A 26,443-nucleotide genomic window follows, 5' to 3' on the forward strand; every position below is an offset into this window, starting at 1 on the left:
CGGCTTTATGTGTGTTGTGTTCGGGCGTCCCCGGCGCAGTCACAGCGCTGGGGGGGTATAACTGAGGGCGTTATGGCGGACATCAAAGTTCCTGTTTTTTCCGAGTCGGTGAGCGAGGGTACGCTGCTGGCATGGCATAAGAAACCCGGCGACGCCGTGAAGCGCGGCGAGGTCCTCGCCGAGATCGAGACGGACAAGGTGGTGCTGGAAGTCACCGCTCTGCAGGACGGCGTGCTGGTCAGCACTGCGAAGAACGAGGGGGACACGGTCCTCAGCGAGGAGGTGCTGGGCGTCGTGGGTGACGCGGGCAGCGCGCCCGCTCCGGCCGCCGAGACCGTGAGTGGTCCGGTCGCGAACGAGGCCACGGCGGGCGGCACCGCTGCCCAGCCCGACAGTGGCGCGGGCAACGAGGCGACGCGCCGCGACGACCTCTCCCCCGCCGTGCGCAAGGTGGTCGTGGAGAACGGCCTGAACCCCGCGCAGATTCCCGCGACCGGCCCGAAGGGCAACATCACGAAGGCCGACGCGCTGGGTGCGGTGGGCCAGCAGGCCGCGCCCGCCCAGGCAGCCCAGCCTGTGACGCCTGCCGCCGTGATTCCCGCCGGGGCGCGTCCCGAGCAGCGCGTGCCCATGACCCGCATCCGTCAGCGCATCAGCGAGCGCCTGAAGGACGTGCAGAACACCGCGGCCCTGCTGACCACCTTCAACGAGGTGAACATGCAGCCCGCGATGGACCTGCGCAAGAAGTACCAGGATCAGTTCGTGGCGAAGCACGGCGTGAAACTGGGCTTCATGAGCCTGTTCGTGCGCGCCGCGACCGAGGCGCTGAAGGCCTTCCCGGTCATCAACGCCAGCGTCGAGGGTAAGGACATCATCTACCACGGCTTCTACGACATCGGCATCGCGGTCGCTTCCGACCGTGGTCTGGTCGTGCCGATCCTGCGTGACACCGACCAGATGAGCCTCGCCGGGATCGAGAAGGCCATCGGCGGGTACGCGCAGAAGGCCAAGGCGGGCAAGCTGACGCTGGAGGACATGAGCGGTGGCACGTTCAGCATCACGAACGGCGGCACTTTCGGCAGCATGATGAGCACCCCGATCATCAACGCCCCCCAGAGCGCCATCCTGGGCATGCACAACATCATCGAGCGCCCGATCGCGCAGAACGGGCAGGTCGTGATCGCCCCCATGATGTACATCGCCCTGAGCTACGACCACCGCATCATCGACGGCAAGGAAGCCGTGCAGTTCCTCGTGATGATCAAGAACCTGCTGGAAGACCCGGCGCGGATGCTGCTGGAACTGTAAGCAGCGTTGACAGTTGATGGTTGATGGAAGGGCAAGCCCCCTCTATCAACCATCAACTGTTCACTGTTCACCCCTCCCCCCAGTGAGGCTTCTGCCAGAGTGCGTCCGCTACGCTGGGCGGCATGACGGGCGTAGCACAGCAGGAGGCCCTGACGGGCCGGTTCGGTGGCGTGTCGGACGGCGTGAACCTGAGCGCCACCTGGGACGGGGAACGCCTCAGCGCGCGGGTGGGGGGCTTCACGGACGGCACCGATGTGCGCGTGTGGCTGGAAGGCGGCGAACTGGTGGGCCGCGTGGGCGGCGTCACGAGCGGGCATGACGTCCGGGCGGGCATCGCGGCGGGCGTCATGACGGTCCGCCTGGGCGGCTTCACGCAGGGCGTGGACGCGCGGCTGGAGTTCACGCCGGACCAGGTGACGGGCCGCTACGGCAGCTTCACGGACGGCCTGGACGTGACCCTGCGCCACTACGCGGGCGAGGTCCGGGGTCGCCTGGGCAGCTTCACGCGTGGCGTGAACGTCCAGCTGGACCTGGGGGCCGTGCCGTTCCCGCTGGGGGCGCTGCTGCTCGTGTGCGCGCTGAACCTCTGGCTCACGCAGGGCCGCGCGCTGACCCCCAGCCGGTAAGGACCACGCGCAGAGGAGGCGGGGGCACGACAGCCACCCGCCTCCTCTCGTCTGTTCCCACAACCCACGACCCGAATCCCACACCCCTAATGTGCCAGGACGTCTGCGCTGAGGTCCTCGGGCCGGATCGCGCCGGTCATGACGGACACGGTGTCGGCCATGCTGATCTTCTGGGGGTTCAGCAGCGCGGCGCGCTTGCCCATGCGGTGCACGTGGATGCGGTCGGCGATCTCGAACACGTGGGGCATGTTGTGGCTGATCAGGATGACGGGCAGGCCCCGGTCGCGGACCTTGCGGATCAGGTCGAGGACCATGTTGCCCTCGCGCACGCCGAGCGCGGCGGTGGGTTCGTCCATGATCACGACGTGCTGCGCGAACGCGGCGGCGCGGGCCACGGCGACGCCCTGCCGCTGCCCGCCGCTCAGCGTCTCGACCGGCTGGCTCATGCTCTTGATGGCGAACTGCAGGCCTTTCATGTGCTCGGTGGCCTCGGTGAGCATGCGGCGGCGGTCGATGAGTTTCAAGGCGCGGCCCAGCGCGCCGCCGCGGTACAGTTCGCGGCCCAGGAAGAGGTTCTCCGCGATGGTCATGGCCGGGGCGACGGCGAGGTCCTGGTACACGGTCTCGATTCCGGCGCGGCGGGCGTCGCTGGGTGTGCGGAAGTGCACGGGCTGCCCGTCCAGGAGGATCTCGCCCTCGTCGGGGATGAGCGCGCCGGACAGCGCCTTGATGAGGCTGCTCTTGCCTGCGCCGTTGTCGCCGATGACGGCCATGATCTCGCCGGGGCGCAGTTCGAAGTCCGCGCCGCCGATGGCGGTGACGTGCCCGTAGCGCTTGACGAGGCCGCGCGCTTCCATGACCAGCGGCTGGGTGGGTCGCGGGCCGGGCGGGGTGACGGGCAGGTGGGTGGCGGCGGTCATGCTTTCCTCCGGGAGAACTGGTCGGTGGCGACCGCCAGGATGATCAGGATGCCGGTGATGAGGTTCTGGTACACGCTGTCCAGGCCCATGAACGTCAGGCCCGAGCGGAACACGCCGACGATCAGCACGCCGACCAGGGTGCCCAGGACGTTGCCGCGCCCGCCGAAGAGGCTGGTGCCGCCGATCACGACAGCGGTGATGCTCTCGAGGTTCTCGGTGGTGCCCGCCTCGGGGGACGCGCCGCCGATGCGTTCCAGCAGCAGCAGGGCCGCCACGCCGTACAGCATCCCGGCGAAGGTGTACACGCTCAGCAGCAGGCGGCTGGTGTTGATGCCGCTCAGGCGCACCGCTTCGGGGTTGTTGCCCAGCGCGTAGATGTGCCGCCCGGGCGCGGTGTAGTTCAGGAACAGCCACGTCAGGACGAACAGCGCGACCATCAGCAGGCTGCCGTACGTGAACGGCGTGCCGAACACCGTGAAGCGCTGTGCGAGGAACGTCAGGCCGTCGGCGGGCATGGGCACGCTGGTCGCCCTGGAGTAGATCTTCACGGCGGCGAACACGATGGAGTACATGCCGAGCGTCACGATGAACGGCGGCAGTTTCCACTTCGTGATGAGCAGGCCGTTCAGCCAGCCGACGAACGCGCCGACCGCGAAGCCCGCCAGGATCGCCAGCGGGACGGGCACGCCCTGCTCGACGGCCAGTTTGCCGATGACCATGCTGCTCAGGGCCATGATCATGCCGCAGCTCAGGTCGATCCCGGCGGTCAGGACGATCAGCGTCTGCGCGATGGCAATCACGCCCACGAACGACGCCTGCTGCAGGATCAGGCTGAAGGTGCCCAGCGTCAGGAACCGGTCGGACTGGAAGGTGAAGAACAGGCAGGCGATCAGCAGGGCGATCAGGGGGCCCAGGGTGCTGAGGTTCGGCAGCTGGAAGCGCCGCGCGGGTGTGGTGGTGGGTTGCGTCATGCTCATGGGTCTCCCCGGTCAATGAAGTTCGCCACGGCGCGCGGCTCAGGGGGGCGCGGGCCGTGGCGACTTGAAGGTGAGGGTCGGGGGCGGGGCAGGTGGGCCGCGCCGGTCAGGGCCTGGGATGGGGTTCCGTCTGTTCCGCTGGCTGCCCGGCACGGCACCGGCCAGCCAGCTCTACGCCCGGAACCCTATTCACTCCTTCTCGCTCTGCTCGGGTGGCCGGAGTGATCCGGCCACCGGAGGCTTACTGCCCCCAGCAGTTGGCGAGGCCGAACTTGCCGTTCTGGCTCTTCACGCCGCTCATGGCCTTGTTGGTGATCAGGGTGACGCCGGTGTCGGTGTAGCCGCTGACCTTCTTGCCGGTCTTGGCGTAGTTCACGCCCGCCGCGACGCCCATGCTGGCCATCTTCAGGGGGTACTGCTGGCTGGTCGCGCCGATCACGCCGCCCTCGACGTTGCGCACGCCCGCGCAGCCGCCGTCCACGGACACGATCAGGACGCTCTTTTCCTTCCCGGCGGCCTTCAGCGCCTGGTAGGCCCCGGCGGCGGCGGGTTCGTTGATGGTGTACACGACATTGATGTCCGGGTTCTTCTGGAGGCAGTTCTCCATGGCGGTCTGGCCCTTGGTCTGATCACCGAAGGAGTCCTGCGCGCAGGCCACGCCGGTGTTCACGAGGTCCTTGGTGCTGGCAGTGATGCCCTTGATGCCGAAGCCCGCCAGGAACCCGTTGTGTCGCGCGATGCCGACCGGGTGGCCGGGGAACAGGTCCAGCGTGGCGATCACGGCTTTCTTGTTGCCCATGGCCTTCTTGGCCCACTGGCCGATCAGGATGCCCGCCTGGTAGTTGTTCGTGGCGAACAGCGCGTCCACGGCGCTGGCGGGTTCGGTGGGGCTGTCCAGCGCGATGACCATGACACCCTGCGCGCGGGCCTTGGCGATGGCGGGCACGATGGCCTTGGAGTCGCTGGGGGTGATCAGGATGGTCTTGGCCCCGGCAGCGACCATGTTCTCGATGGCGGCGACCTGCCCGGCGTTGTCGCCGTCGGCCTTCCCGGCGGCGGTCAGGAGTTTGGCGCCCAGGCGGGTCGCTTCCTTCTGCGCGCCTTCTTTCATCTTCACGAAGAAGGGGTTGGTTTCGGTCTTGGTGATCAGGCCGATGATGGGCTGGGCGCTGCTCTGGGCCTGCACGACCCCGAGGGTCAGGCTCGCGGCGAGGGTGGTCAGGGCGGCGGTGGCGATGACTTTGCGCATGGTGGTTCCTCCGGGGGTGGCCGCATGGGCCGGGGTGGGTTCAGTGGCTGTGGGCGGGGGCGGGCGTGTGGGGCGGACTGGTGGAGTGCCGGACGATCAGGGTGGTGGACAGCTGGTGGTGCTGTGGCGGCCCGTCGCGCGGGTGGCGCAGCTGGCGGATGAGCTGCTCGGCGGCGCAGGTGCCCAGGTCGTAGGTGGGCTGCGCGACGACCGTCAGGGGGGGGTTCATGGTCTGGGCCCAGCGGCTGTCGTCGAAGCCGACGATGCTGAGGTCCTCCGGGATACGCAGGTTCAGGGCGCGGGCGGCGAGGACGGCACCGACGGTCATCTCGTTGTTGCCGATGAACAGTGCGGTGGGGCGGCGGTGCTCGGGGAGGGTCAGGAGGCGCAGTGCGGCGCGGTGGCCGTCGTCCTCGCGGTGGTTGCCGGGCAGGACCAGGGCCGGGTCGTACGTGAGCCCGGCGGCTTCCAGGGCGGCGCGGTAGGCGTCGTGGCGCTGGGTGGCGGTGCTGATGTCCTGCTGGCCGACGATCATGCCGATGCGCGTGTGCCCCAGGCTGATGAGGTGGCGGGTGGCGGCGGTGGCGCCGGTGGCGTTGTCGGCGGTGACGGTGGCGACGTCGGGGTTGCCGCTCATGCGGTCGAGTTCGACGATGGGCACGCCGCTCAGCGCCTGGAGGTTCTCGCGGGCGCCGCTGGTGGGCACGATGATCAGGCCCTGGGGAAGGTGGCCGCGCAGGGTGTCGATGGCGCGGCGTTCCTTGGCGGGGTCCTCGTCGCTGTTGAACAGGAAGGCGGTGTAGCCGTGACGGTCGGCGGCGTCCTGGATGCCCTTGGCGAGCTGCGCGTGGAAGGGGTTGAGGATGTCGGTGACGATCACGCCGATGGTGCGGGTCTCGCCCTGGCGGAGGCTGCGGGCGATCACGTTGGGCTGGTAGCCGAGTTCGCGCGCGGCGGTCAGGACGCGTTCGCGGGTGGTACTGGCGACCATGTCCGGGCGGGACAGGGCGCGGGAGGCGGTGGCGGTACTGACCTGCGCGAGCTGGGCGACATCCTGGATGCTGGCCATTGAAATCGATTACACCTCCCTTACAGGGCTGAGTGTGATGGTTCTGGCGGTGGTTTCCCAGACGAGGAAACCGGACTGCAAACGATTACATTGAGGTGCATTCAGTGTGCGCGCACCTGACCCCTCTGTCAATCCCCTGCGCACCCCCCACCCCAAGCTTCAACCCGGTTCAAAAACCCGGTCGTGACTCCACGGTCACGCCCGCGCAGTCACGACCCTGCAATCACGACCCTGCGCCCCGCCGATCACGGCCCGATCATGGCCGGTCTGCTGAACTGCACCCAGCACCCGAAGCAGTCCGCGCAACGCCGCCGCAACGCCCCATCCGCTTCACTGTGTCCACACCCCACCGGAGGTCCACCATGAACGCACGCACCCTGATCGGCACCGCCCTCCTCACCACCCTCTCGGCCGCCCTGTCCGCCGCGCACGCGCAGAACAGCGTGAACCTCCAGAACCTCCAGCTGCAACCCATCCGGATCTCCAATCTGAACCTGAACGTCCTGCGGGTGCCCCAGGCCCAGTTCCAGCAGGTGCTGCAGAGCCCGAACGCCCTGCAACTCAACCTTCAGGAGCTCCCGGCCCGCATCCAGGCCCGCGACGCCGAGATCAGCCGCAGCCTGAGCCTCGTGCAGGGCCTCCAGGGCCGCGCCGACCTGCGCGCCGACATCGCCCGCGCTGCCCTGGCCCTCCCGCGTGGCCTGACGGTGCCCGCCACCGTCAAGCTCCGCACCGGGGAACTCAAGGAAGTCCTGCTGTACGGCCAGGACACCGTCGCCCTGAGCGTCGCGCAGGCCGAGGCCAGCGCGCCCGCCAACCGCGCCGCCATCCTGCAGTCCTTCGGCCTGAGCGAACAGAACCCCGTCCCGCGCGAATTCCTCGCGCCGGAATCCGTCCGGGCCGTCAACATCGCCCCGAACGTCCGCTTCACGGTGCCCACCACGATCCTGAACAAGGTCACGCCCCCCAAACCCTCGCAGCCGCAGGAGGAACTCGGCGGCGGCTTCGTGAACAACCCCACCGACGGCGCGTGCCGCTTCACGCCCACCAACGCCCTGTTCGGGCAGATGCGCGGCAACCGCATCGACCAGATCACCACCATCAAGGACCAGGGCGGACGCGGCACCTGCATGGCCTTCGCGTACGTCTCAGCGCTCGAAACGCAGATCGCCCGGCGCATCAAGACCCCCTTCAACCTCTCCGAGCAGTACGCGTACTACTGGCTGCGCGGCGACGACGGCGTCCTGGGCGACGGCGCCGGGTGGGGGGACTTCAACGACATCATCAGCCGCAAACGCATGATCCCCACCGAGGTCCGCTGGAAGTACAACGCGTCCCGCAGCCGCGTCCGCATCCCCGCCGACATCACCAAGGCCGTCACGGAATTCCGGAACTCCTGCCTGAACTACCCCAACCAGGCGTGCAGCGACACCACCGCGCAGGCCCAGCTCGTCTGCCAGGGCGGCACGAACAACTGCGCCTGGAAACCCGAGTGGGACATCGCCCCGAACGCCGCGTTCAACTTCCGCGCCACGCAGGGCACCGAGGTCTGGGTGGCGCTCGCCAACAACGTCTTCGGAAGCGGTGACGCCGCCCGCGCGTACCGCCGCGCCCTGATGCGCCAGATGATCGACCGGGGCGACCAGCTGATCCTGGGCTTCAACGTAGATCCGGCCTTCGACGCCATCGGCGCGAACGGACTGCCGAACCTGGGCCTGATGGGCGGCAAAGTCCGCGGCGGTCACGCCGTGCACGTCGTCGGGTACGTCAACAGCGGCATGCAGGACTACAGCGTGAAGATCGCCGGGCTCATGAACGTCAAGCTGTCCCTGCCCACCGGGTACTTCGTGATCAAGAACTCCTGGAGCTGCGGCTTCGGCGACGGCGGCTACGCCTACCTGCCCGACAGCTTCATGGACAAGGAGGTGTACGGCGTGTACAACATCCCCGCGAACGCCGTCGCTAGCGACATGGCCAACTTCTGACCGAACAAACGAGGGGGGGCCGCAGCCAGTCGCGCTGCGGCCCCCCTCATCTGTGTCCTTACTCGACGGTGACGCTCTTGGCGAGGTTGCGGGGTTTGTCCACGTCCTTGCCCAGCGCGGTCGCGGTGAAGTAAGCCAGCAGCTGCATGGCGACGGCGTTCACGACGGGGCTGACCATCTCGTGCGCGCGGGGGACGTAGATGACGTCGTCGCCGTGGCGGGCGTTCTCGGTGTCGCCGTCGCTGAGGAACAGGATGACCTTCCCGGCGCGGGCGCGGACTTCCTGCACGTTGCTGATGGTCTTTTCCAGCAGGCGGCTCTCGGTGGCGATCACGGCGACCGGGAGGTGCTCGTCGATCAGCGCGATGGGGCCGTGCTTCATCTCGCCCGCTGCGTACGCCTCGGCGTGGATGTAGCTGATCTCCTTGAGTTTCAGCGCGCCCTCGTAGGCGGTGGGGCTGTTCACGCCGCGCCCCAGGAACAGGTAGTCGCGGGCCATGGCGTACTTCTCCGCGACTTCCTTGATGCGCGCCACGCGCTCGGGGCTCAATGCGTCCTCGACGAGGCGGGGCAGTTCGCGGGCGGCCTTCAGAAGCTCGGCGCCCTGCTCGGCGCTGAGGGTGCCGCGGGCGCGGCCGAGCCACAGGGCCAGCATCAGGAACGCGCTGACCATTGACGTATACGCCTTGGTGCTGGCGACGCCGATCTCGGGTCCGGCGTGGATGTACAGCGTGTCGTCCAGTTCGCGGGTCATGGAGCTGCCCTTGGCGTTGATCACGCCGAGGGTCTTCGCGCCGAACTTCTTCGCCTCGCGCAGCGCTTCCAGGGTGTCGATGGTCTCGCCGCTCTGGGACACGACGATGGCCAGGGTGTTCTCGCTGACCAGAGGGTCGCGGTAACGGTACTCGCTGGCGACGTCCACTTCCACGGGGATGCGGGCAAGCTGCTCGATGAGGTACTCGCCCACCAGTCCGGCGTAGTAGGCGGTACCGCACGCGATGATGCTGATGCGCTTGAAGCTGCCGGGGTCGAGGTTGATGTCGAGGTTCACCTCGCCGGTCTCGTCGTGCAGGCGGCCGATCAGGGTGTTCGTCAGCGCCTGGGGCTGCTCGTAGATCTCCTTGAGCATGTACGTGTCGTATCCGCCCTTCTCGGCGGCCTCGGCGTCCCATTCGATGTGCTCGATGGTGCGCTGTTGCGGGTTGCCCTGAAGGTCCATGACGCGGAAGCCGTCGTCGTTCAGGACGACCATGTCGCCGTCGTGCAGGAACACCATGTTGCGGGTGTAGGCCAGCAGGGCGGGCACGTCGGACGCCAGGAACATCTCGCCCTCGCCGACGCCCATCACGAGGGGGCTGACGGTGCGGGCCGCGACGATCTCGCGGTGGTCGATGTGCGTGACGACGATCCCGTACGCGCCGCGCACCTGCGCCAGGGCGGCGCGGACGGCCTCTTCGAGGTTGCCCGCGTAGGCTTCCTCGATCAGGTGGGCCAGCACTTCACTGTCGGTCTCGCTCTTGAACTCGTGCCCGCGGCTCATCAGGCCTTCTTTCAGGGGCAGGTAGTTCTCGATGATGCCGTTGTGGATGATCACGATGCGCCCGTCCTCGGTGGCGTGCGGGTGCGCGTTCGTGTCGTTCGGCAGGCCGTGCGTGGCCCAGCGGGTGTGCCCGATGCCCAGCGAGCCGCTCATGGGCTGACCCTCCAGCAGGGTGCTGAGGTTCTCGAGTTTCCCGGCCTTCTTCTTCACCTCGATCTGCACGCCGTCATGAACGGCGATGCCCGCGCTGTCGTAGCCGCGGTATTCCAGTTTCGAGAGGCCGGAGATGAGGACGTCCTGCGCCTGCCGGGGGCCGATGTATCCAACGATGCCGCACATAATGCTCCTTGCCGGGGCGCGTCGGCGGCGCGGTCCGGGGGTCAGGACCTCCCGCCACGCCGCTCGCAGCCCACGCTGGTGTCAGTGAATTTGATGCATGCCTGCCCGGCTTTATGTCCGTGTCGCCACGGGGGTTATGGCTGGGATTCACGCCCTGGATTCCGTGCTGGAACCGCCGGGCGTCGGGTAGGCCCGACATGCTGGCCTGGAAGCATCCGCAGAAACTCGCTGACTTCCACCTCGTCTCCCCCGCGTGGCGGGGGCCTTGCGCTGCCCTGTTTCGTGTGAACCGGACACCAAGTCGGTCCACCCGCGCAGCATAGCACCCGCACCCGACCTCACATGAGTACCCCACTCACGCCACCTGCACCGCCGCAACGCTCAAGGAAACGCTTCAGGGACCTTACATCCGCCCCTGACCACAGTTGCTAGGATGTTCGGCGCGAGCGTACGCGCGCGGACACATCACGCGAGGTCACACGATCCATGCCCACCTACCTGTACAAGAACCTGGAAAACGGCGAAATCTACGAGCTGCAGCAGAGCATGCGCGACGAGCCCTACACCACCCACCCCGACACCGGCGTGCCCGTCAAACGCATCCTGGCCCGACCCGGCATCGCGTTCAAGGGCAGCGGCTTCTACGTCACCGACTCCCGCCCCAAGAGCAGCGAGTGAAGTTCCCCCGCGCGCTGGGCCTCACGCTGCTGCTGTGCGGCGGCCTCGGCGGCGCGTACCTGACCGGCCGCGTCACCGCGCAGCGCACCCTGGTCACCCCCGACGAGATCAACACCGTCGAGATCACCCAGAAAGCCCTGCAGGCCGTCGTGCGCGTCGACACCCGACTGCAACGCGAACAGCTGCAACCCGGCGACGACCCCATCGAGACCGGCACCGGCTTCTTCTACAAGAAGGACCTGATCGTCACGAACTACCACGTCGTGCAGTTCCAGGAATCCATCACCGTCACGCTGTTCAACGGCCGCCGCGTCACCGCGCGCCTCGAGGGCGTCGACCCCGGCATCGACATCGCGATCCTGCGCGTCACCGGCGTCACCGCCCCCGCCACGCTCGCGTTCGGGTCCAGCGCCCGCCTCATCCCGGGGCAGAAACTCATGACGCTCGGCACGCCCTTCCGCATCCAGAACTTCGTCGGCAGCGGCGTGTACAGCGTCACCGCCAGCGCCCGCGACGTCCCCCGCACCGACCAGCTCGGCTCGGAAATCAGCCAGTACATCACCACCACCGCCAGCATCCAGCAGGGCAACAGCGGCGGCCCCGTCCTGGACTCCCGCGGCCTCGTCGTCGGCGTCGCCGACCTGAACGCCGCCCCGAACGCCCTGGTGCCCGGCACGATCGGCATCGCCATCCCCAGCGACGTCGTCCGGCAGAGCCTCGACGACCTCGAGAAGATCGGCGTGCCCCAGCGCGGCACGCTCGGCGCGACCCTCGTGGACCTCGACAGCCTCGACCCGGCCCTGCGCCAGCTGGCAGGCCTGAGCAGCAACCAGGGCGCCCTGATCGACCAGATTCCCGCCGGCAGCGCCGCCGCCCGCGCCGGCCTGCGCGGCAGCCTGCGCAACAGCAAGGACCAGCTGCTCGCGCCACTCGGCGACATCATCGTCGCCGTGGACGGCCAGGGCGTCCGCGACTCCTTCGACGTCACCCGACTCGTCGCCGCCAAACGCCCCGGCCAGACCGTCACGCTCGACGTGTGGCGCAACAAGAAACGCGTGCAGGTCAAGGTCACCCTCCTGAAACGCACCCTGCAGTAACCCCACACACGAGCAGCGCCGGGACGCCACACGCCCCGGCGCTCACCCGTTCACACACCGGGGGAGGCGGTACCGATTCCACCCACCCAGGACGTATGCTGGACGCGTGTCACTTGTCGTCATGGTCACCCTCCCCCCCGAGCGGGCCCTTGACCTGGCCCGCATCCTCGTCGCCGAGCACCTCGCCGGGTGCGTGAACATCGTCCCCGGCCTCCAGAGCGTCTACCGCTGGCAGGGCGAGGTCGCCGAGGACCCCGAAAGCCTGCTGCTCATCAAAACCAGCGGCGAACAGTACCCGGACCTCGAAGCGCGCATCAAGGCCGTGCACCCCTACGAAGTCCCCGAGATCATCGCCCTGCAGTACGACCGCGCCCTGCCCGAATTCCAGGCTTGGCTGCGCGACTCACTCACCCCACCCCAGCGCTGACCCGGCACCCCACGCAACGACAGGCCCACCATAGAAAGTGGCGTTGAAGGGCGAACACCACGCCCCCCCAACGCCACTCCTGAATTCTGTCAGGTCAACGGAAATCAGACAGGATCATGTTCGGGTCCCTCACCGTGAACGCCAGCGTGCACCCCGCCAGGCTGTCCTGATCCACACGGATCGTCGCCGTGACACTCGCCTGATTCGCGCCGCCCGTCGTCAACACCTCCAGGAACGCCGCGGTCGTCGACGCACCCGACTTGATGCTCACCACCTCACTGGACGCCACGTACTTCCCCTGCGCCGCATTCCACGTCAGCGTCAGCGACGCGTTCGGACTGGCACTGAACTCCGCCGCCTTCACCGCGTCACTCACCCGGACCTTCAGGCTCTGCAACGTCACCTTCGCCACCGGCGGATTCGCCCGCGCCACGCACGCCCCACCCAGGTCCACCGTGCCGAACCCCGTGCGGAACTCCACCGTGGTCGGCTTCACGTCCAGCGGCAGCTTCTCCGTGAAATCACCGAACGTACTCCCGTTCGTGGAGTACGTCAGGTCACCCGTCACCGCCGCCGGGACCAGCGCCGAACTCACCAGCTGCTTCCCATTCAACCCGATCGGGTCCCCCACCGGCACCGGCGGAATCAGACGCGCGCACCCAGCCAACGCAGCAGACACGGACAGCACAGCCATCAGGGACAGTCTCTTCATGACACTCCTTATACCGAATCCACGGGCCGCCCGGCCCACTGTTGGCGCCGCACGCCCCTGCGGCCGGGACGCACACGGACCCCACAGTCATACGCCCCAGGCACCGCCCCCCGCAAGGATCCGCCCCCCGATCCGGACTGGACTGGGGGGCGGTTCGTGGCGGGCCCTGTAGGACTTGAACCCACGACCTACGGTTTTGGAGGGCGCAGCGGCACCCCTAAGCGCTCCTGGACACAACTACACAGTTTTACTCGATGCCCGCTAGGACGCCGAAAAATCCTGCCCGCGACTGGGTGCCCCTACCGGGTTCTGAGTGGTTTTTCAGCCCTACTACACTGCTACTACACCGGAACAGAACCCCGATAATCCCCTGCCAGTCAATGAAAAATGACGGTCCCGCGAAATTTTTTTACTCGCAGGCCACCCCCTCTCTTTTCCGCCCGTTACGCAGCAGATCCATCGGGAGTGACCCGCAACCTCATTCCCAACTGCTCCGCGTTCTCCCAGACGTCAAAAATCCGGCCACAGCTGTAGCGGGGATGACCCCCTGACCTCATCCCCGTGGGGATGACTATGGCTTTCCTCCTTCGTACCTCTTCCAGAGCACCCTTCTGAAGGGCATTACCCCTTTTGACCATGCCGCCAACGGGATTCGCTGGGCCACTCACCCCGCGCCGATTCCTACGCTGCGGCGTATGGAGCTTCCGCCACGCCATACCGTTCCACAGCCCCAGCGTCAGATCACAACGCCGCCACCGCCCGCACACGTGATCTGCTGCCTGAGCGAGCTCATGGGACGGCACCGCCTGACACAGACTGCACTGGCTCAGGCCAATGGCCTCCGCCCCGCCACCATCAGCGCCCTGTACCACGACCGCACAGACGCAATCGCGAAGGGCACCCTGACGCGCCTCCTGGCTGGCCTACACCACCTGACGGGTGTGCCCTACCAGGTCGGGGACATCCTGCAACTTCGGCAGTGAATCGGAAGGCAGTGCGGTAGGTTGACATCAACTGATTCCTCCCTCTCGTTGATGCACCTGGAGTTCCCATGCCCAGCAGTCCACCTTCCAACTTCGAAGAACTCAGCCGAGTTGAACCACTGCTGGCTCAGCTCGGCACGCTGGCAGAACGGTATGCGGTCCAGGATCCCAACACTGCCCTCCTGAAATTGCGCCAGTACGGCGAACTGCTGGCGCAAGTCATAGCCGCGCGGTCCGGCCATCTGCTCGAAGAGGACGAGACCCAGGTGGCTCGTCTGGCCCGACTGCAGCGGGAAGGCGTGCTGCCCCGCGAGGTATGGCAACTCCTGACCGAACTTCGCCGGGCGGGCAACGAAGCCAACCACGCCTTCACGGGCGAGAAGCAACAGGCGCTGAGCCACCTGAAATTTGGCTGGATTGTCGGGGTGTGGCTGATCCGGACCTTCCACGACGCCACCTACACGTGCGGCGATTTCATTGATCCGCCGCAACGGGAGGATGCGGAACGCCTGCGCACCCTACTGGCCGAAGCTGAGCAGGCACGGGCTGATGCCGAGCGCCGACTGAAGGACGCGCAGGCACAGGCGCCGAAAGACACGTCTGGAATTGCCACCGCCGCCAATCAGGCTGCGGCGCGCATCCACCTGAGCGAGGAAGAAACCCGAGAGCTGATCGACGCGCAGCTTCGCGCCGCCGGTTGGGAAGCAGACAGCGTGCAGTTGCGGTACGCCAAGGGGACCCGCCCTACGAAGGGGCGGAATCTGGCCATTGCCGAGTGGCCGATCGGAGAGAAGGAACGGGCCGATTACGCCCTGTTCGCCGGGCTGACGCTTGTGGGCGTGGTCGAGGCCAAACGTAAGCACAAGAGTGTGATGAGCAGTCTGGAGCAGGCGGCGCGCTACAGCCGTCACTTCAACCTGGCCAGCGTCCCGGATCTCGACTACCCACACGGACCGTGGGGGGAATTCCGGGTGCCCTTCCTGTTCGCGACGAACGGCCGCCCCTACCTGGCACAGCTGAGAACCGAGAGTGGCATCTGGTTCCGGGATGCGCGCCGCACCGTGAACCCGTCCCATCCGCTGCCCGGCTGGCACAGCCCGCAGGATCTGCTGGCCCTACTGAGTCAGGACACTGCCGCCGCCGATGAGCGCCTGAAGTCCGAGCCGATGGAGTACGAGTTGAGCCTGCGGCCGTACCAGAAGACCGCGATTCAGGCGGTCGAAGCCGGGATTGCTGCCGGTCAGCGTGAACTGCTGCTGGCCATGGCCACCGGTACCGGCAAGACCAAGACGGCCATCGCTCTGATCTACCGCCTGTTGAAAGCAGGTCGGTTCCGGCGCGTGCTGTTCCTCGTGGACCGCGAGACGCTGGGCGAGCAGGCCAGCAACGACTTCAAGACCACCCGCCTGGAAGGCACGCGCACGTTCGCCGAGACCTTCGGCCTGACCGCGCTGGGCGACGGCGACATCGATACGGACACGAACGTGCATGTCACGACCGTTCAGGGGCTCGTGCGGCGCGTCACGGGTGACACCCCACCGGCGGTGGGGACGTACGACCTGATCGTGGTGGACGAGGCGCACCGTGGCTACACGCTGGACCGTGAACTGGCCGACGCAGAACTCGGCTGGCGCAACGAGAACGAGTACGTCAGCAAGTACCGGCAGGTGATCGAGTACTTCGACGCGGTCAAGGTTGCCCTGACCGCCACGCCCGCGCTACACACCACCGAGATTTTCGGCAAGCCCGTGTACGCCTACACGTACCGCCAGGCGGTGCTGGACGGCGTGTTGATCGATCACGAGCCTCCGACGCTGATCGAAACGGAACTGTCCATGACGGGCATCCGCTTCAAACGGGGCGAGCAGATCCCCACGTACACGCCTGGCGCGGATGAAGTCGTGCTGTTCGAAGCCCCTGACGACGTGGGCCTGGAGATTGAGGACTTCAACCGGCGGGTGATCGCCAAGGGCTTCAACCGGGCCGTGTGCACCTTCCTGGCCGAGCACCTGAATCCCTTCGGGCCGGACAAGACCCTGGTGTTCTGCGTGAACGACCGCCACGCCGACGAGGTCGTGGACCTCCTCCGGGAAGCTCTGCGGGCGAAGTACGGGGAACTGGACGACGGAGCGGTCATGAAGATCACGGGCGCGAGTGATCAGCCCCTTCAGCTCACGCGGCGATTCCGGAACGAGTCGAGTCCAGCGATCGCCGTCACCGTGGACCTGCTGACCACTGGTGTGGACGTCCCGGCGATCAGCACGCTGGTGTTCCTGCGCCGCGTCAGCAGCCGGATCCTGTTCGAGCAGATGCTGGGCCGCGCCACGCGCCGCTGCGACGAGATCGACAAGACCGTGTTTCGCATCTACGACGCCGTCCGCGCCTACGAAGCCATTCAAGACTTCATCACGATGCCCGCCGTCGTACAGCAGCCCAAACGCAGCTTCGTGAGCCTCGGGGAGGATCTCCAGGCCGCCCCGACCCCTGAGGCCCGCGCCCTGCTCCGGGATGAACTGGTCGCGAAACTCCAGCGGGTCAAAGGACGCCTGACCGACGCCGCCCGCGACACCTTCGAAGGAGAGACCGGCCACAAGCCCGAAGCGTTCATTCAGGTGCTCCGGCAGGCCACGCCCGACGAGGCCGCCGCCCTGATCACGCAGCACGCGCCCATGCTGACGCTGCTGGACACCGGCCGCACCAGCGGCGGGCAGCCCATCTACATCAGCGAGCATGCCGACCAGGTGATGTACGTGCAGTCCGAATTCCCCGGCGGTCGTCGCGCCGAGGACTATCTGAGTGCCTTCGAGCAGCTGGTGCAGAAAAACCAGGATCTGCTGCCCGCGCTGAGCACCGTCCTGACGCGCCCCGCCGACCTGACCCGCACCGACCTGCTGGACCTGAAACGGCAACTGGACGCACAGGGCTTCAGCGAAGTGAACCTGCAACGCGCCTACGCCAACGTGAAGAACGTCGACGCTGCCGCCAGCATCATCGGATTCATCCGGGCCGCCGCGCTGAACGAATCTCCCCAACCCTTCGACGCGCGGGTGGACGCCGCACTCGCCCGGCTGCTCGGCACGAAAACCTGGACGCCCCCGCAGCAGAAGTGGCTGCAGCGCCTCGCCGCGCAACTCAAAGCGAACGGGTACCTGGACCGTGACCTGCTCGACCAGCCCACCAACCCAGTTCGCAAGGAACTGGGCGGATTCGACCGCCTCAGCACAGCTGTGTTCGGGGGAGCCCTTCCAACACTCCTCAGTGAATTCCAACAGCAAGTCTGGAGTTCTCAAGCATAAATCTTGCAACTCCCACATTCATGCCTTGCATTCAGCCTCTCACGTCATGTAGTGACGCTCTGAGGAAAATCACACAGCGAATGTAGATGACTGGCCACTCATCCTCATTTGCACTAACGACATACACATAAGGCGACTAGGATTCACTCATGGATGAAGTCGGATCAGAAACGTCCCCGAGTGCCGAACAGTTCCCCCCAGAAACCCCTCCTGCCCCACAGCAGAAGCCCCGTCGGCGCCTGAATCCCTGGCTGGCCGGTGCAGCCGCATTGCTGCTGGTTACGGGAGGGGCAGGTCTGGCCTACGCAACAGCAGGAGGTTGGCGCTCGCCCGCACCTGTCCTGGATCAATACTTCGACGCCGCACGCGAAAAGAACCGGGCCGCACTGAAAGCCACCCTGGTTCCCCGCGCGCAGGAGCAACTGGCGCGTGTCGACCTGGACCGCATCCTGGAGGGTCTGCCCAACTACGAGCGCCCCGTGGTGACCTACCGCATCGTGTATCCCGAAGGGGTCCAGCGGTACTTCACCCGCCACGCCACCGTGGTCTTCATGTACGACAGTGACCGGAGCCGCAACATCCAGCAGGCCTACCAACCCATCCACCTTCAACTCAACCGCGGCCAGTGGGGCATTGTTCCGATTGGCCCCCTGGCCAGTGCCGCTGCTACACACGCATTGGAGATTCAGAAGGCACGGCAGGTCACCGGAGAACGCCCCACCATGGACCGGGCGGGCATCCAGAAGATCCGGGCGACCACACAGAAGCACGCTGGCGCCCTGAAGGCCCTGCTCGCCACAGCGCTGGCCTACGACGAGGAATTCACTGCGCAGAAACTGCAGCAGGGAGCACTGGACAACGCAGGCGTCATTGAAAGCCGCCTGACCCGATTCTCGCGCCTGAACGCGACGGAGGACCTGTTCATCCAGGCCAGCGCGCGCAGAGAGGGCGGTGACCTGCAGGGCGCCATGGCCTTACTGAAACAGGTCACCCAGAGCACGGCCGCCACAGCTGAGCAGAAAGCACGGGCCCGCGAGGAACTGTCGAACGTAGGCACGAGCCGCCTGTCCGAATTGCTCACCGAGTCCAACAATCTTTATCACCGCGCGGAATACCAGCAGGCCATCAGTAAGCTGCAGATGGTCCTCGACAGTGAGGACGCCAGCTACTCGCAACGGGCACAGGCGCAGAGTCTGATTGCCTACGCGTACCGCGACTACACGGATGCCCCCAACAACATGCAGCGGGCCATTGGTGCCGCGCGCGCCGCCACGTCCCTGGATAGCAGCGAAGCTGCGTACTGGTGTCAGCTCGGCGACCTGCTCCGTCAGTACGACGTCAATGAGGAAGCCAATACTGCTTTCCAGAAAGGCATCGAGGTCGCATGGGATCCAGAGACCAAGGCGAACTGCTACGTGTGGCAGGGCGTCAACTACCGCGCTCAGGGCGAGTATGAGATCGCCCGGTACGTCTGGGAAGCCGCACTGAATCTGGACCCGGCGAATGATGACGCCCGGCGATTCCTGGAAAGTTACAGCTTCAACTGGTAATCAGTCCCAGATGCGGCACCCGGCAATATCAACCGGGTGCCGCATTCTGCCGGTGGGGGACTGCTGGAGGCATGTCGCGCCGGTCAGCCCCTCCCCACCAGCAGGGTTATTCCGCTTCGTTCAGCGCCTGAACAGCTTCCAGTGCGTAACCGACGTACTCGGCCATCTGTCCCGTGCGGAGGGCTTCCCGGTTCCCCCGGTAGTAGAGGTTCCGGAACTGGACGCTCATGCCGACCGCGTCACGGTCGCGGTCCTGACCGGGAACGTGCCAGATGAACTCCTCGTCCCCCATGCCGTGCGCCATGTACACGTCGAATCCGTTTGACTTCCAGGGTTCCGAACCCACTGAGGGAATCACGCGGAAGGGCCAGGTGATCTGCCCCATATCCCACAGGGCGCGCTTCAACGCGAATTCACGCACCTGATCATCCGCGAACGCCTGTGCCCGGAGCCGCTCGAAATGCTGCATGGCCGCCTGCACCAGCAGGACGTGAGGGTCGGCGTTCCGGTAAAGCTCGTGGAGTCCCACCGTCTGCAGATCAGCCAGTGTCCTCACGGTGAACCAGTCCAACGGCTCTATGATTCCGGCGATCCAGCTCTCCTGTCGGCCCGACGGCACATGAGGCAACGCGCACGAGTACGCACCGTCCCGTGACACCAGCAGCGCGAAAGGTTCATGTGCGGCGTGTTCCAGTTGCACCTGATGCTCGTACGGGAGTCGGCCCACCAGCGCACGCACCTGATCGATGTTCCCCTGAAGCCAGAAGCCGTCCCGACGCCGCCCGTCAGGCCACAGGTCGCAGTTCCGCCACACCCCACGGCATGCCATCCCCCCAGCAGGAAGATTCTGGAACCAGTGGTCGTAGGGTTTCGGGCCGCTCAGGAGGGCTTCTTCGATGGCCACGCGGAACGGGGGCGCGACATGAACGCCGGTCATCCACTGCCACTCCGGCTGCATGAAGTTCAACGCCGAGATGACGTCGCGCCCCGCCGGAACCAGCTTCGCGCCGTCATACACAGGGATTTCGTCGTCAATCAGGTCCACCAGATTGCGGTGCACGAAGAAGAACTCTCCCCGTCCGTCCTGCGGGCCGAGGAGGGTGAGCGTGCCGCCCTCGCCACCGAGCACCACGGCCCGGATCAGATTGGCCCGGTTGGTCGTCCAGGTGTGATCCCGGTAGAGCCAGTTCCCGCCAGTCGGCCACGGGGCGCTCAAGGAGCCACCGGTTCAGGCGCCTGGTACGGCTGCAAGGTGAGGTACGCCTCGGCGAGACCCCGGACGTCACTGCGCCACACCAGGAAAGGCGATCCGGCAGGTTGCTCCTGCTGCGCCCACCTGAACACGGCGGCCAGGAACGCCGTGGCAAAGGCACTCCCCTCACGAAGGTCCTGAGGGCGGGGCCGCTCATCGCTGCCCAGATTCCCGTTCTCCAGGTCCAGCAGTTCCGACAGAGAGGCGATCGTCAGGGACTCCGCCACGTTCAGGACGTCCCCATTGACCATTTCCTGCTCGTCCGGGAAGGCGAAGATCACGAACTCGGCGCCGGTGGACTTATGACTGCGGCCACGGGTCGCGAATTCGCGGGTCTGCCCCGCATAGTTCCGACCGTTGCGGCGCAGCAGGTACAGTCCGCGGCGAGCCTTGAGCACAGGATCACTCTCCACCTGCTTGCGCACCTCTGCGATCTCCCCCACCAGGACGGTCAGCGAGGGCAGGTGACTGCCCCGCGTGGAGAAGGTGTACTGGCCATCCTTGACCTTCCGGAGCAGACCCTGAAACGCCGTCAGTCGAATGACCGCATGATCGGCCGCCTCCAGGAACCGCCAGTTGTTCATGACCTTGGCGTCGGGCCTGAGCTTGCGGTCCACCGACAGGTAATGCACCGGCTGGTTGTCCTTCTTCTGCAACGCGGTCCCCTTGGTGCGCCGCTGAAGGTAGTCACTGACCGCCCCACCCCGGTACGGGGGGAGGCCCATGTCATGCCGCGCCTGTTGAACAGCCGCCTGGATGTCCTTCGGAGCGAACGGCTCTTCCTGATGACGGTAAGTCCATGCGGCACTGCGCAGGGCAGCCGTGAAATCGGGGCGGTCGGTGTGGTGCTTGGCAGGGCGAGTACTGGTCACGGATGGCCTCATTCAGTGATTCACGAGTGGGATTGAAGTTCTGAACGTCCAGGTGAGAGAAAATCTTCGACCCGCCGATCCTACCCGACCCTCACTTTCCGCGATGTTAAATATGAGGCAGCGCCCCGACGACCCTGTCCATGTTCACCACCCGCCGGACTTCGAGTGCGGCCGGTTTTCGTCAACCCAGCCCTTCCAGGAAGAACACCATGTCGAGCAGTTTCACCTGCGGGTACCGCCGACCCGTGAACGCCCCGGTCAGGAAGTCGCGGGTGTAGACCGGCTGCGCCAGCGCCCCCGCGTGCCGCGTGTGGAAGTCCCGCAGGTCCGACACCGCCCGCGCCGACAGGACACGCAGACCGGACCCCGCGCAGAAGTTCGTGTCGAACGCCGGGACGTTCCCGAACACCCCCAGCATGACCTTCGTGGACAGCGTCTGCGTCGCCTCCCGCGTGCCGCCCAGCGCCCGGCGGATCTGCTCCTCCAGCGCCAGGAGCCGCGCCCCGGCCTCCGGGGTGTAGTCCGGGACGTCCAGCGTCCACAGGTCATCCGGCGTGGCGGCGATCACCTCCAGCACCGGCACGAGGTGACGCAGGCTGCGCTGCAACAACTCCGACGAGCCGCGCATCATGCCCCAACTGGCCAGGTAGAAGCCCAGGTGCAGGCAACCCAGCTCCAGGACCTCCGGGGACGCCAGCCGCGCCGCCTCGCCCCGCTCCCGGAACGCCTGGAAGTGATTGAAGCAGTCATCGAACGACGACACCCGGTCCCGCTCCGCCGGGACAGGCACCTGAAAGTAAGCCCACAGGTGCTCCCGAATCCGGTCATCCGTCAGGTCACGCATGCGCCAACGTACCCACCACCCACCCCGGACGCCGCCGCACCTGCGCCGCAGACCATCATCCGCGCGGCCCCCACGTGCGGCACAATCTGGGGTATTCATGACCCGCACTGTCGACATCGTCCAGAAACTCTGGAACCTCTGCAATGACCTACGTGACGACGGCGTCACGTTCCACCAGTACGTCACGGAACTGACTTACCTGCTGTTCCTGAAGATGGCCAAGGAAACCGGGCAGGAAGAAGGCCGCGACGGCGGCATCAACATCCCCCCGCCCAACCGCTGGGACACCCTGAAGGCCGCCTCCGCACCCGACCGGCTGGACCACTACCGGCAGACGCTGCTGGACCTCGGCAAGAGCCCCGCGCCCCTCGTGCGGATGATCTACGCCGACGCCAGCTCCTTCATCCGCAAACCCGCCACCCTGAGCAAACTCGTGACGGACATCGACGCGCTCGACTGGTACTCCGCGAAGGAGGAAGGGCTGGGCGACCTGTACGAAGGGCTGCTCGCCAAGAACGCCAACGAGAAGAAGAGCGGCGCCGGGCAGTACTTCACACCCCGACCGCTGATCGACAGCATCGTCACCGTGATGAACCCCACCAGCGACGACATCATCCAGGACCCCGCCGCAGGCACCGGCGGCTTCCTGATCGCCGCGCACCACCACATCACCACCCACGAAGACGAGTACTCCTGGCCCGAAACGAAGCAGCGGGCGTACTACGAGAACGCCTTCCACGGCATGGAACTCGTGCCGGACACGCAACGCCTCGCGCTGATGAACCTGATGCTGCACGGTCTGGCCAACGACCCCGAACGCAGCGGCATCCGCCTGGGCGACACCCTGAGCAGCGACCACCAGAAACTCCCCAGAGCCACCCTGATCCTCAGTAACCCCCCGTTCGGCACGAAGAAGGGCGGCGGCACCCCCACCCGCGACGACCTGACCTTCGTCACCAGCAACAAGCAGTTCGCGTTCCTGCAACACATCTACCGCGCCCTGAAAACCCACGGCCGCGCCGCCGTCATCCTCCCCGACAACGTCCTGTTCGAGAGCGGCATCGGCAAGCAGATCCGCGCCGACCTGATGGACAAATGCACCCTGCACACCATCCTGCGCCTCCCCACCGGGATCTTCTACGCGCAGGGCGTGAAAACCAACGTCCTGTTCTTCACACGCGGCGCGACCGACAGGGGCAACACCAAGGAAGTCTGGGTGTACGACCTGCGCGCCAACATGCCGCAGTTCGGCAAACGCACCCCGTTTACCCGCGAGTACTTCACCGAATTCGAAACCGCCTTCGGCCCCGACCCCTACGGCAGCCCCGACGCCCTGGCCGCCCGCGTGGACACCGGCCCTGAGGGACGCTTCCGCCGCTTCACCCGCGAACAGATCGCCGAGCGCGGTGACAGCCTGGACATCAGCTGGCTGAAGGACGACAGCGCCGAGCAGGGCGACCTGCCCGAACCCGCCCAGCTGGCCGAGGAAGCCCTGACGGAACTCGCCGGCGCGATGGAAGAACTCCGCGCCATCCTCCTCGAACTGGGCGAGGACCAGCAGGCCCTTGAGGAAGCCGGAGTGCTCAGTTGAACGACACCCCACCCGACTTCACGCCCATCCTGACCCTGATCCGCGACGCCCAGGGCCGCGCCCTGCAACGCGTCAACCGCGAACTGATCGACCTGTACTGGCAGATCGGCGCGTACCTGCACGCCCGCATCCAGGCAGACGGCTGGGGACGCGGCACCGTCCGGCAACTCGCCGACTGGCTCGCCCAGGAACACCCGCAGGCACGCGGGTTCTCCGCATCGAACCTGTGGCGCATGGGGCAGTTCTACGACACGTACCGGGGCAATCCAAAACTCGCAACACTGTTGCGAGAACTGGGCTGGTCCCACCACATGACCATCATCGGCCGCGCGCAGAGCGAACAGGAACGCGAATTCTACCTTCAGGCCGCCACGCAGGGCCACTGGACCCACCGGGAACTCCTGCGCCAGCTGGACGGCGGCCTCTACCAACGCACCCTGGCCAACCCCGCCCAGCTGAGCCCCGCCCTGCACCACCAGCATCCCACCGCCCCGCCCCTGTTCCGCGACAGTTACCTGCTGGACTTCCTGAACCTCCCACCCGCCCACAGCGAACACGACCTGCGGCGCGGCCTGGTCACGCACCTGAAACACTTCCTGATGGAGCTCGGCCCGGACTTCACGTTCGTGGCCGAGGAGTACCGCGTGCAGGTCGGCACGCAGGACTTCTTCATCGACCTGCTGCTGTACCACCGGGGCCTTCAGGCGCTGGTGGCGTTCGAACTGAAAATCACGCACTTCACGCCCGCCATGCTGGGCCAGCTGGACTTCTACCTGGAAGCCCTGGACCGCGACCACCGTAAACCGCACGAGAACCCCAGCATCGGCGTGCTGCTGTGCCGCAGCGCGGACGAGCAGGTGGTCGAGTACGCCCTGGCCCGCAGCGCCAGCCCCGCCCTGGTCGCCCGGTACCTGACCGCCCTGCCGGACAAGGCCCTGCTGCAAGCCAAACTGAACGAGTTCTACACCTTGGAAGAAGGAATGAAAGATGACGAGTGACCTGAGAGGATGCAAAGCGAACACGCCCGAATTAGGCGAAGGCCAGCAGGCACTGCAAGAGGCTGGGGTGCTGGTGTGAACGCTATTAATATCAATACGCTTCAACCCGTAGACAGTGAAATTCAGACCGACGGCTTACCACCAAGCTGGCGAGAAACAACTCTGGGCGAAATATGCTCCCGCATTGTCGATGGTTCACATAATCCTCCGAAAGCACAGCCGGAAGGCTTACCAATGCTAAGTGCAAAAAATATTCAGGGCAGACGCATCACCTTTGATAATCCTCGTCTTATTTTGGCTGATGACTTCGCTTTTGAAGATTTGCGCACATCAGTTTCCTCGGGCGATGTGTTGATGACTATCGTTGGAGCGATTGGAAGGACTGCTGTTGTCCCGGAAAACCACAGCCCGTTTACACTTCAGAGAAGTGTAGCTGTTCTCAAAAATCCACACATTGATTCAAACCTATTAGCATATTTTTTAGAAGCCCCGATGCTACAAAATTATTTCGCGGATAATGCAAAAGGGACTGCGCAGAAGGGTATTTATCTGAAGGCGCTGTCGCAAACTCCAATCCCTCTTCCCCCCCTGCCCGAGCAAGTCCGCATTGCCGATAAGCTTGATGCCCTGCTGGCCCGTGTGGAGGCGGGGCGGGAGCGGCTGGAGCGCGTGCCGAAGCTCCTGAAACGCTTCCGCCAGAGCGTCCTCAGCGCCGCCGTCAGCGGAGAACTCACGCGGGAATGGCGGGGAGGTGGGGATGCGGAGTGGGAGGCAAGTAGGTTCGGCGACTTCATACGTGAGATCACACAAGGATGGAGCCCCACATGCGACAAGGATCCCGCACCGCTTGATAAATGGGGAGTAATTAAAACAACCGCAATTCAGGCCATGGAATACCGCGATCAAGAAAATAAGAACTTGCCTGATGAATTTTTACCCATGCCTCATTTAGAGATCGAATCCGGCGATTTATTGATAACAAGAAAGGGGCCGAGGGTAAGAGCTGGAGTGGCCTGCTATGTTAGAATTACGCGATCAAAACTCATGATTTGCGATACCGTATACAGGGTCCGACTTTCTGGTAAAATGTCAGGCCAGTATGCAGAAATATACTTAAATGCACCTGAGACGCAAGGCGTGATTGATGAACTCAAAGCGGGCATCTCTGAGAGTGGGCTCAACCTCACTCACAGCAGCATTCACGGACTGAGTTTGAATTGTCCCCCACCTACTGAGCAAGCCGAAATCGTCCGTCGCGTCGAAGCTCTCTTCGCCATCGCGGATCGCATTGAGGCGAAGTACGCGGCGGCCCTGTCGTCCTTTGACCGCCTGACGCCCGCGCTGCTGGCCAAGGCGTTCCGGGGGGAACTGGTGCCGCAGGACCCGAACGACGAACCGGCGTCGGTATTGCTGGAGCGCATTCGCGCCGCGCGGGCAGCGGAAGGCGGGAAGCGTGGTCGGGGTCGCCCCGCGAAAGCCGCAGCGGGCAGTGAGGACGGCGAAGGGGTGAAACGCCGGGGTCGCCCGCCCGGAGCGAACGCGCCGGCGGGGGCAGAGGGCGCGGAACCGAAGCGGCGCGGTCGCCCGCCGAAGGTGCGAGAGGCGGTCAGTGAACCGGCAGGCCAGCCCGCAGCGGTGCCTGAAGCGGTGGAGGCCAGCGCGGCCCCCAGAGGTCGGGGACGCCCACCCGGCCCGGGCATCCCGCAGGCCAGCAGCTTCGAGGACGCCCTGCGGAAACTGGAAGAGCAGAAGCTGGCGCGGGCGCAGGGCGCGCGGCAGGTCGGACTGTTCGACGACGCAGAGTAAAGCGGGCTGGGAGTGCCCCCGTGTCCATGTGCCTGACGTGGCGTGTCGGGTGCGTGGGCATGGGCTGGTGGAAGAGGCGTGGCACTTCCGGGGTGATCACCGCGAGCGGGATGCTGTACGAATGAGCATCAGGCTGCGCAACCAACTGATGTTCGGGCAGGCCAAAGCGCTGGAAGCTGGTGACGTGAACTGGTTCCTGCGGCGCTGCCTGCCGAACGTGCAGGCCCTGACGAGGCAACTTGGGAGCAACCGGCAGGAGGAGTAACGCCGTGCTGGACGCCGGTGGGCGGGGGCGGTCACTTTTGTTCACCGGCGGGTCAGCTG

22 protein-coding genes are annotated in these 26,443 nt (G+C 65.9%); 13 read left to right on the forward strand and 9 right to left on the reverse strand.

The window, feature by feature from the left end; all coding sequences use genetic code 11:
- Positions 1-72 precede the first annotated feature (72 nt).
- Both odhB and EXW95_RS09590 read left to right on the forward strand, forming a co-directional pair.
- The gene (odhB, locus tag EXW95_RS09585) at positions 73-1,308 is read left to right on the forward strand and encodes a 2-oxoglutarate dehydrogenase complex dihydrolipoyllysine-residue succinyltransferase (RefSeq protein ID WP_174367268.1); all 1,236 of its coding nucleotides are present in this window, start codon (positions 73-75) and stop codon (positions 1,306-1,308) included.
- A gap of 122 nt (positions 1,309-1,430) precedes the next feature.
- Positions 1,431-1,934 (forward strand): hypothetical protein, encoded by a 504-nt coding sequence (locus tag EXW95_RS09590; protein WP_160978002.1) that lies wholly within the window; start codon positions 1,431-1,433, stop codon positions 1,932-1,934.
- Between the two features lie 86 nt (positions 1,935-2,020).
- Here EXW95_RS09590 and EXW95_RS09595 read toward each other — a convergent pair whose 3' ends face one another.
- The 4 genes from EXW95_RS09595 to EXW95_RS09610 all read right to left on the reverse strand — a co-directional run bounded on the left by EXW95_RS09595 (position 2,021) and on the right by EXW95_RS09610 (position 6,149).
- Positions 2,021-2,854: an ATP-binding cassette domain-containing protein gene (locus EXW95_RS09595; RefSeq protein ID WP_174367269.1), complete on the reverse strand. Its 834-nt coding sequence runs from the start codon at positions 2,852-2,854 to the stop codon at positions 2,021-2,023.
- The gene (locus EXW95_RS09600; RefSeq protein ID WP_254605569.1) at positions 2,851-3,831 is read right to left on the reverse strand and encodes an ABC transporter permease; all 981 of its coding nucleotides are present in this window, start codon (positions 3,829-3,831) and stop codon (positions 2,851-2,853) included. Before EXW95_RS09600 ends, EXW95_RS09595 begins: the two co-directional genes overlap by 4 nt.
- A gap of 241 nt (positions 3,832-4,072) precedes the next feature.
- A complete protein-coding gene (locus EXW95_RS09605) occupies positions 4,073-5,080 on the reverse strand; it encodes a sugar ABC transporter substrate-binding protein (protein WP_174367270.1) in 1,008 nt (335 codons plus the stop codon).
- A gap of 40 nt (positions 5,081-5,120) precedes the next feature.
- On the reverse strand, positions 5,121-6,149 hold the full coding sequence (locus EXW95_RS09610) for a LacI family DNA-binding transcriptional regulator (RefSeq protein ID WP_174367271.1): 1,029 nt from the start codon (positions 6,147-6,149) through the stop codon (positions 5,121-5,123).
- A gap of 362 nt (positions 6,150-6,511) precedes the next feature.
- On the opposite strand from EXW95_RS09610, the gene EXW95_RS20340 reads away from it, so the two are divergent.
- Positions 6,512-8,134, forward strand: coding sequence for a C1 family peptidase (locus tag EXW95_RS20340; protein WP_217449186.1), 1,623 nt, complete (start codon positions 6,512-6,514; stop codon positions 8,132-8,134).
- A gap of 58 nt (positions 8,135-8,192) precedes the next feature.
- On the opposite strand, the gene glmS is transcribed toward EXW95_RS20340, so the two are convergent.
- Positions 8,193-10,013, reverse strand: coding sequence for a glutamine--fructose-6-phosphate transaminase (isomerizing) (glmS, locus tag EXW95_RS09620; RefSeq protein WP_174367272.1), 1,821 nt, complete (start codon positions 10,011-10,013; stop codon positions 8,193-8,195).
- A 486-nt stretch (positions 10,014-10,499) separates the two neighbouring features.
- Between glmS and EXW95_RS09625 the strand changes: the two genes are divergently transcribed.
- From EXW95_RS09625 to cutA, 3 genes are all read left to right on the forward strand, one after another.
- The gene (locus tag EXW95_RS09625; protein WP_174367273.1) at positions 10,500-10,691 is read left to right on the forward strand and encodes an FmdB family transcriptional regulator; all 192 of its coding nucleotides are present in this window, start codon (positions 10,500-10,502) and stop codon (positions 10,689-10,691) included.
- Complete coding sequence (locus EXW95_RS09630; RefSeq protein WP_174367274.1) at positions 10,688-11,788, forward strand: S1C family serine protease; 1,101 nt, start codon at positions 10,688-10,690, stop codon at positions 11,786-11,788. The genes EXW95_RS09625 and EXW95_RS09630 overlap by 4 nt, the downstream gene beginning before the upstream one ends.
- A gap of 106 nt (positions 11,789-11,894) precedes the next feature.
- Positions 11,895-12,215, forward strand: a complete 321-nt coding sequence (cutA, locus tag EXW95_RS09635; RefSeq protein ID WP_174367275.1) for a divalent-cation tolerance protein CutA — start codon at positions 11,895-11,897, stop codon at positions 12,213-12,215.
- Between the two features lie 94 nt (positions 12,216-12,309).
- Here the strand turns inward: cutA and EXW95_RS09640 are convergent, their stop codons facing one another.
- A complete protein-coding gene (locus tag EXW95_RS09640; protein WP_174367276.1) occupies positions 12,310-12,927 on the reverse strand; it encodes a hypothetical protein in 618 nt (205 codons plus the stop codon).
- Positions 12,928-13,718: 791 nt separating this feature from the next.
- On the opposite strand from EXW95_RS09640, the gene EXW95_RS09645 reads away from it, so the two are divergent.
- The 3 genes from EXW95_RS09645 to EXW95_RS09655 all read left to right on the forward strand — a co-directional run bounded on the left by EXW95_RS09645 (position 13,719) and on the right by EXW95_RS09655 (position 18,756).
- Positions 13,719-13,910, forward strand: coding sequence for a helix-turn-helix transcriptional regulator (locus tag EXW95_RS09645; protein WP_217449187.1), 192 nt, complete (start codon positions 13,719-13,721; stop codon positions 13,908-13,910).
- A gap of 68 nt (positions 13,911-13,978) precedes the next feature.
- Positions 13,979-17,206, forward strand: coding sequence for a type I restriction-modification system endonuclease (gene hsdR / locus EXW95_RS09650; RefSeq protein ID WP_174367278.1), 3,228 nt, complete (start codon positions 13,979-13,981; stop codon positions 17,204-17,206).
- A gap of 149 nt (positions 17,207-17,355) precedes the next feature.
- Complete coding sequence (locus tag EXW95_RS09655) at positions 17,356-18,756, forward strand: tetratricopeptide repeat protein (protein WP_174367279.1); 1,401 nt, start codon at positions 17,356-17,358, stop codon at positions 18,754-18,756.
- Positions 18,757-18,862: 106 nt separating this feature from the next.
- On the opposite strand, the gene EXW95_RS09660 is transcribed toward EXW95_RS09655, so the two are convergent.
- The 3 genes from EXW95_RS09660 to EXW95_RS09670 form a co-directional block, all read right to left on the reverse strand.
- Positions 18,863-19,888, reverse strand: a complete 1,026-nt coding sequence (locus EXW95_RS09660; RefSeq protein WP_174367280.1) for a hypothetical protein — start codon at positions 19,886-19,888, stop codon at positions 18,863-18,865.
- A gap of 80 nt (positions 19,889-19,968) precedes the next feature.
- Complete coding sequence (locus tag EXW95_RS09665; protein ID WP_174367281.1) at positions 19,969-20,880, reverse strand: hypothetical protein; 912 nt, start codon at positions 20,878-20,880, stop codon at positions 19,969-19,971.
- Between the two features lie 181 nt (positions 20,881-21,061).
- The gene (locus EXW95_RS09670) at positions 21,062-21,724 is read right to left on the reverse strand and encodes a hypothetical protein (RefSeq protein ID WP_174367282.1); all 663 of its coding nucleotides are present in this window, start codon (positions 21,722-21,724) and stop codon (positions 21,062-21,064) included.
- A gap of 97 nt (positions 21,725-21,821) precedes the next feature.
- On the opposite strand from EXW95_RS09670, the gene EXW95_RS09675 reads away from it, so the two are divergent.
- The 4 genes from EXW95_RS09675 to EXW95_RS09690 all read left to right on the forward strand — a co-directional run bounded on the left by EXW95_RS09675 (position 21,822) and on the right by EXW95_RS09690 (position 26,384).
- Positions 21,822-23,315 (forward strand): N-6 DNA methylase, encoded by a 1,494-nt coding sequence (locus tag EXW95_RS09675; RefSeq protein ID WP_174367283.1) that lies wholly within the window; start codon positions 21,822-21,824, stop codon positions 23,313-23,315.
- Entirely contained in the window at positions 23,312-24,313 is a 1,002-nt protein-coding gene (locus EXW95_RS09680; protein ID WP_174367284.1) for a YhcG family protein, read from the forward strand. Before EXW95_RS09675 ends, EXW95_RS09680 begins: the two co-directional genes overlap by 4 nt.
- Positions 24,314-24,388: 75 nt before the next feature.
- Positions 24,389-26,119, forward strand: a complete 1,731-nt coding sequence (locus EXW95_RS09685; protein ID WP_174367285.1) for a restriction endonuclease subunit S — start codon at positions 24,389-24,391, stop codon at positions 26,117-26,119.
- A gap of 121 nt (positions 26,120-26,240) precedes the next feature.
- Entirely contained in the window at positions 26,241-26,384 is a 144-nt protein-coding gene (locus tag EXW95_RS09690; RefSeq protein WP_174367286.1) for a hypothetical protein, read from the forward strand.
- Positions 26,385-26,443 lie beyond the last annotated feature (59 nt).

Origin of the sequence: Deinococcus sp. JMULE3 (assembly GCF_013337115.1) — a bacterium.
Lineage (GTDB): Bacteria > Deinococcota > Deinococci > Deinococcales > Deinococcaceae > Deinococcus.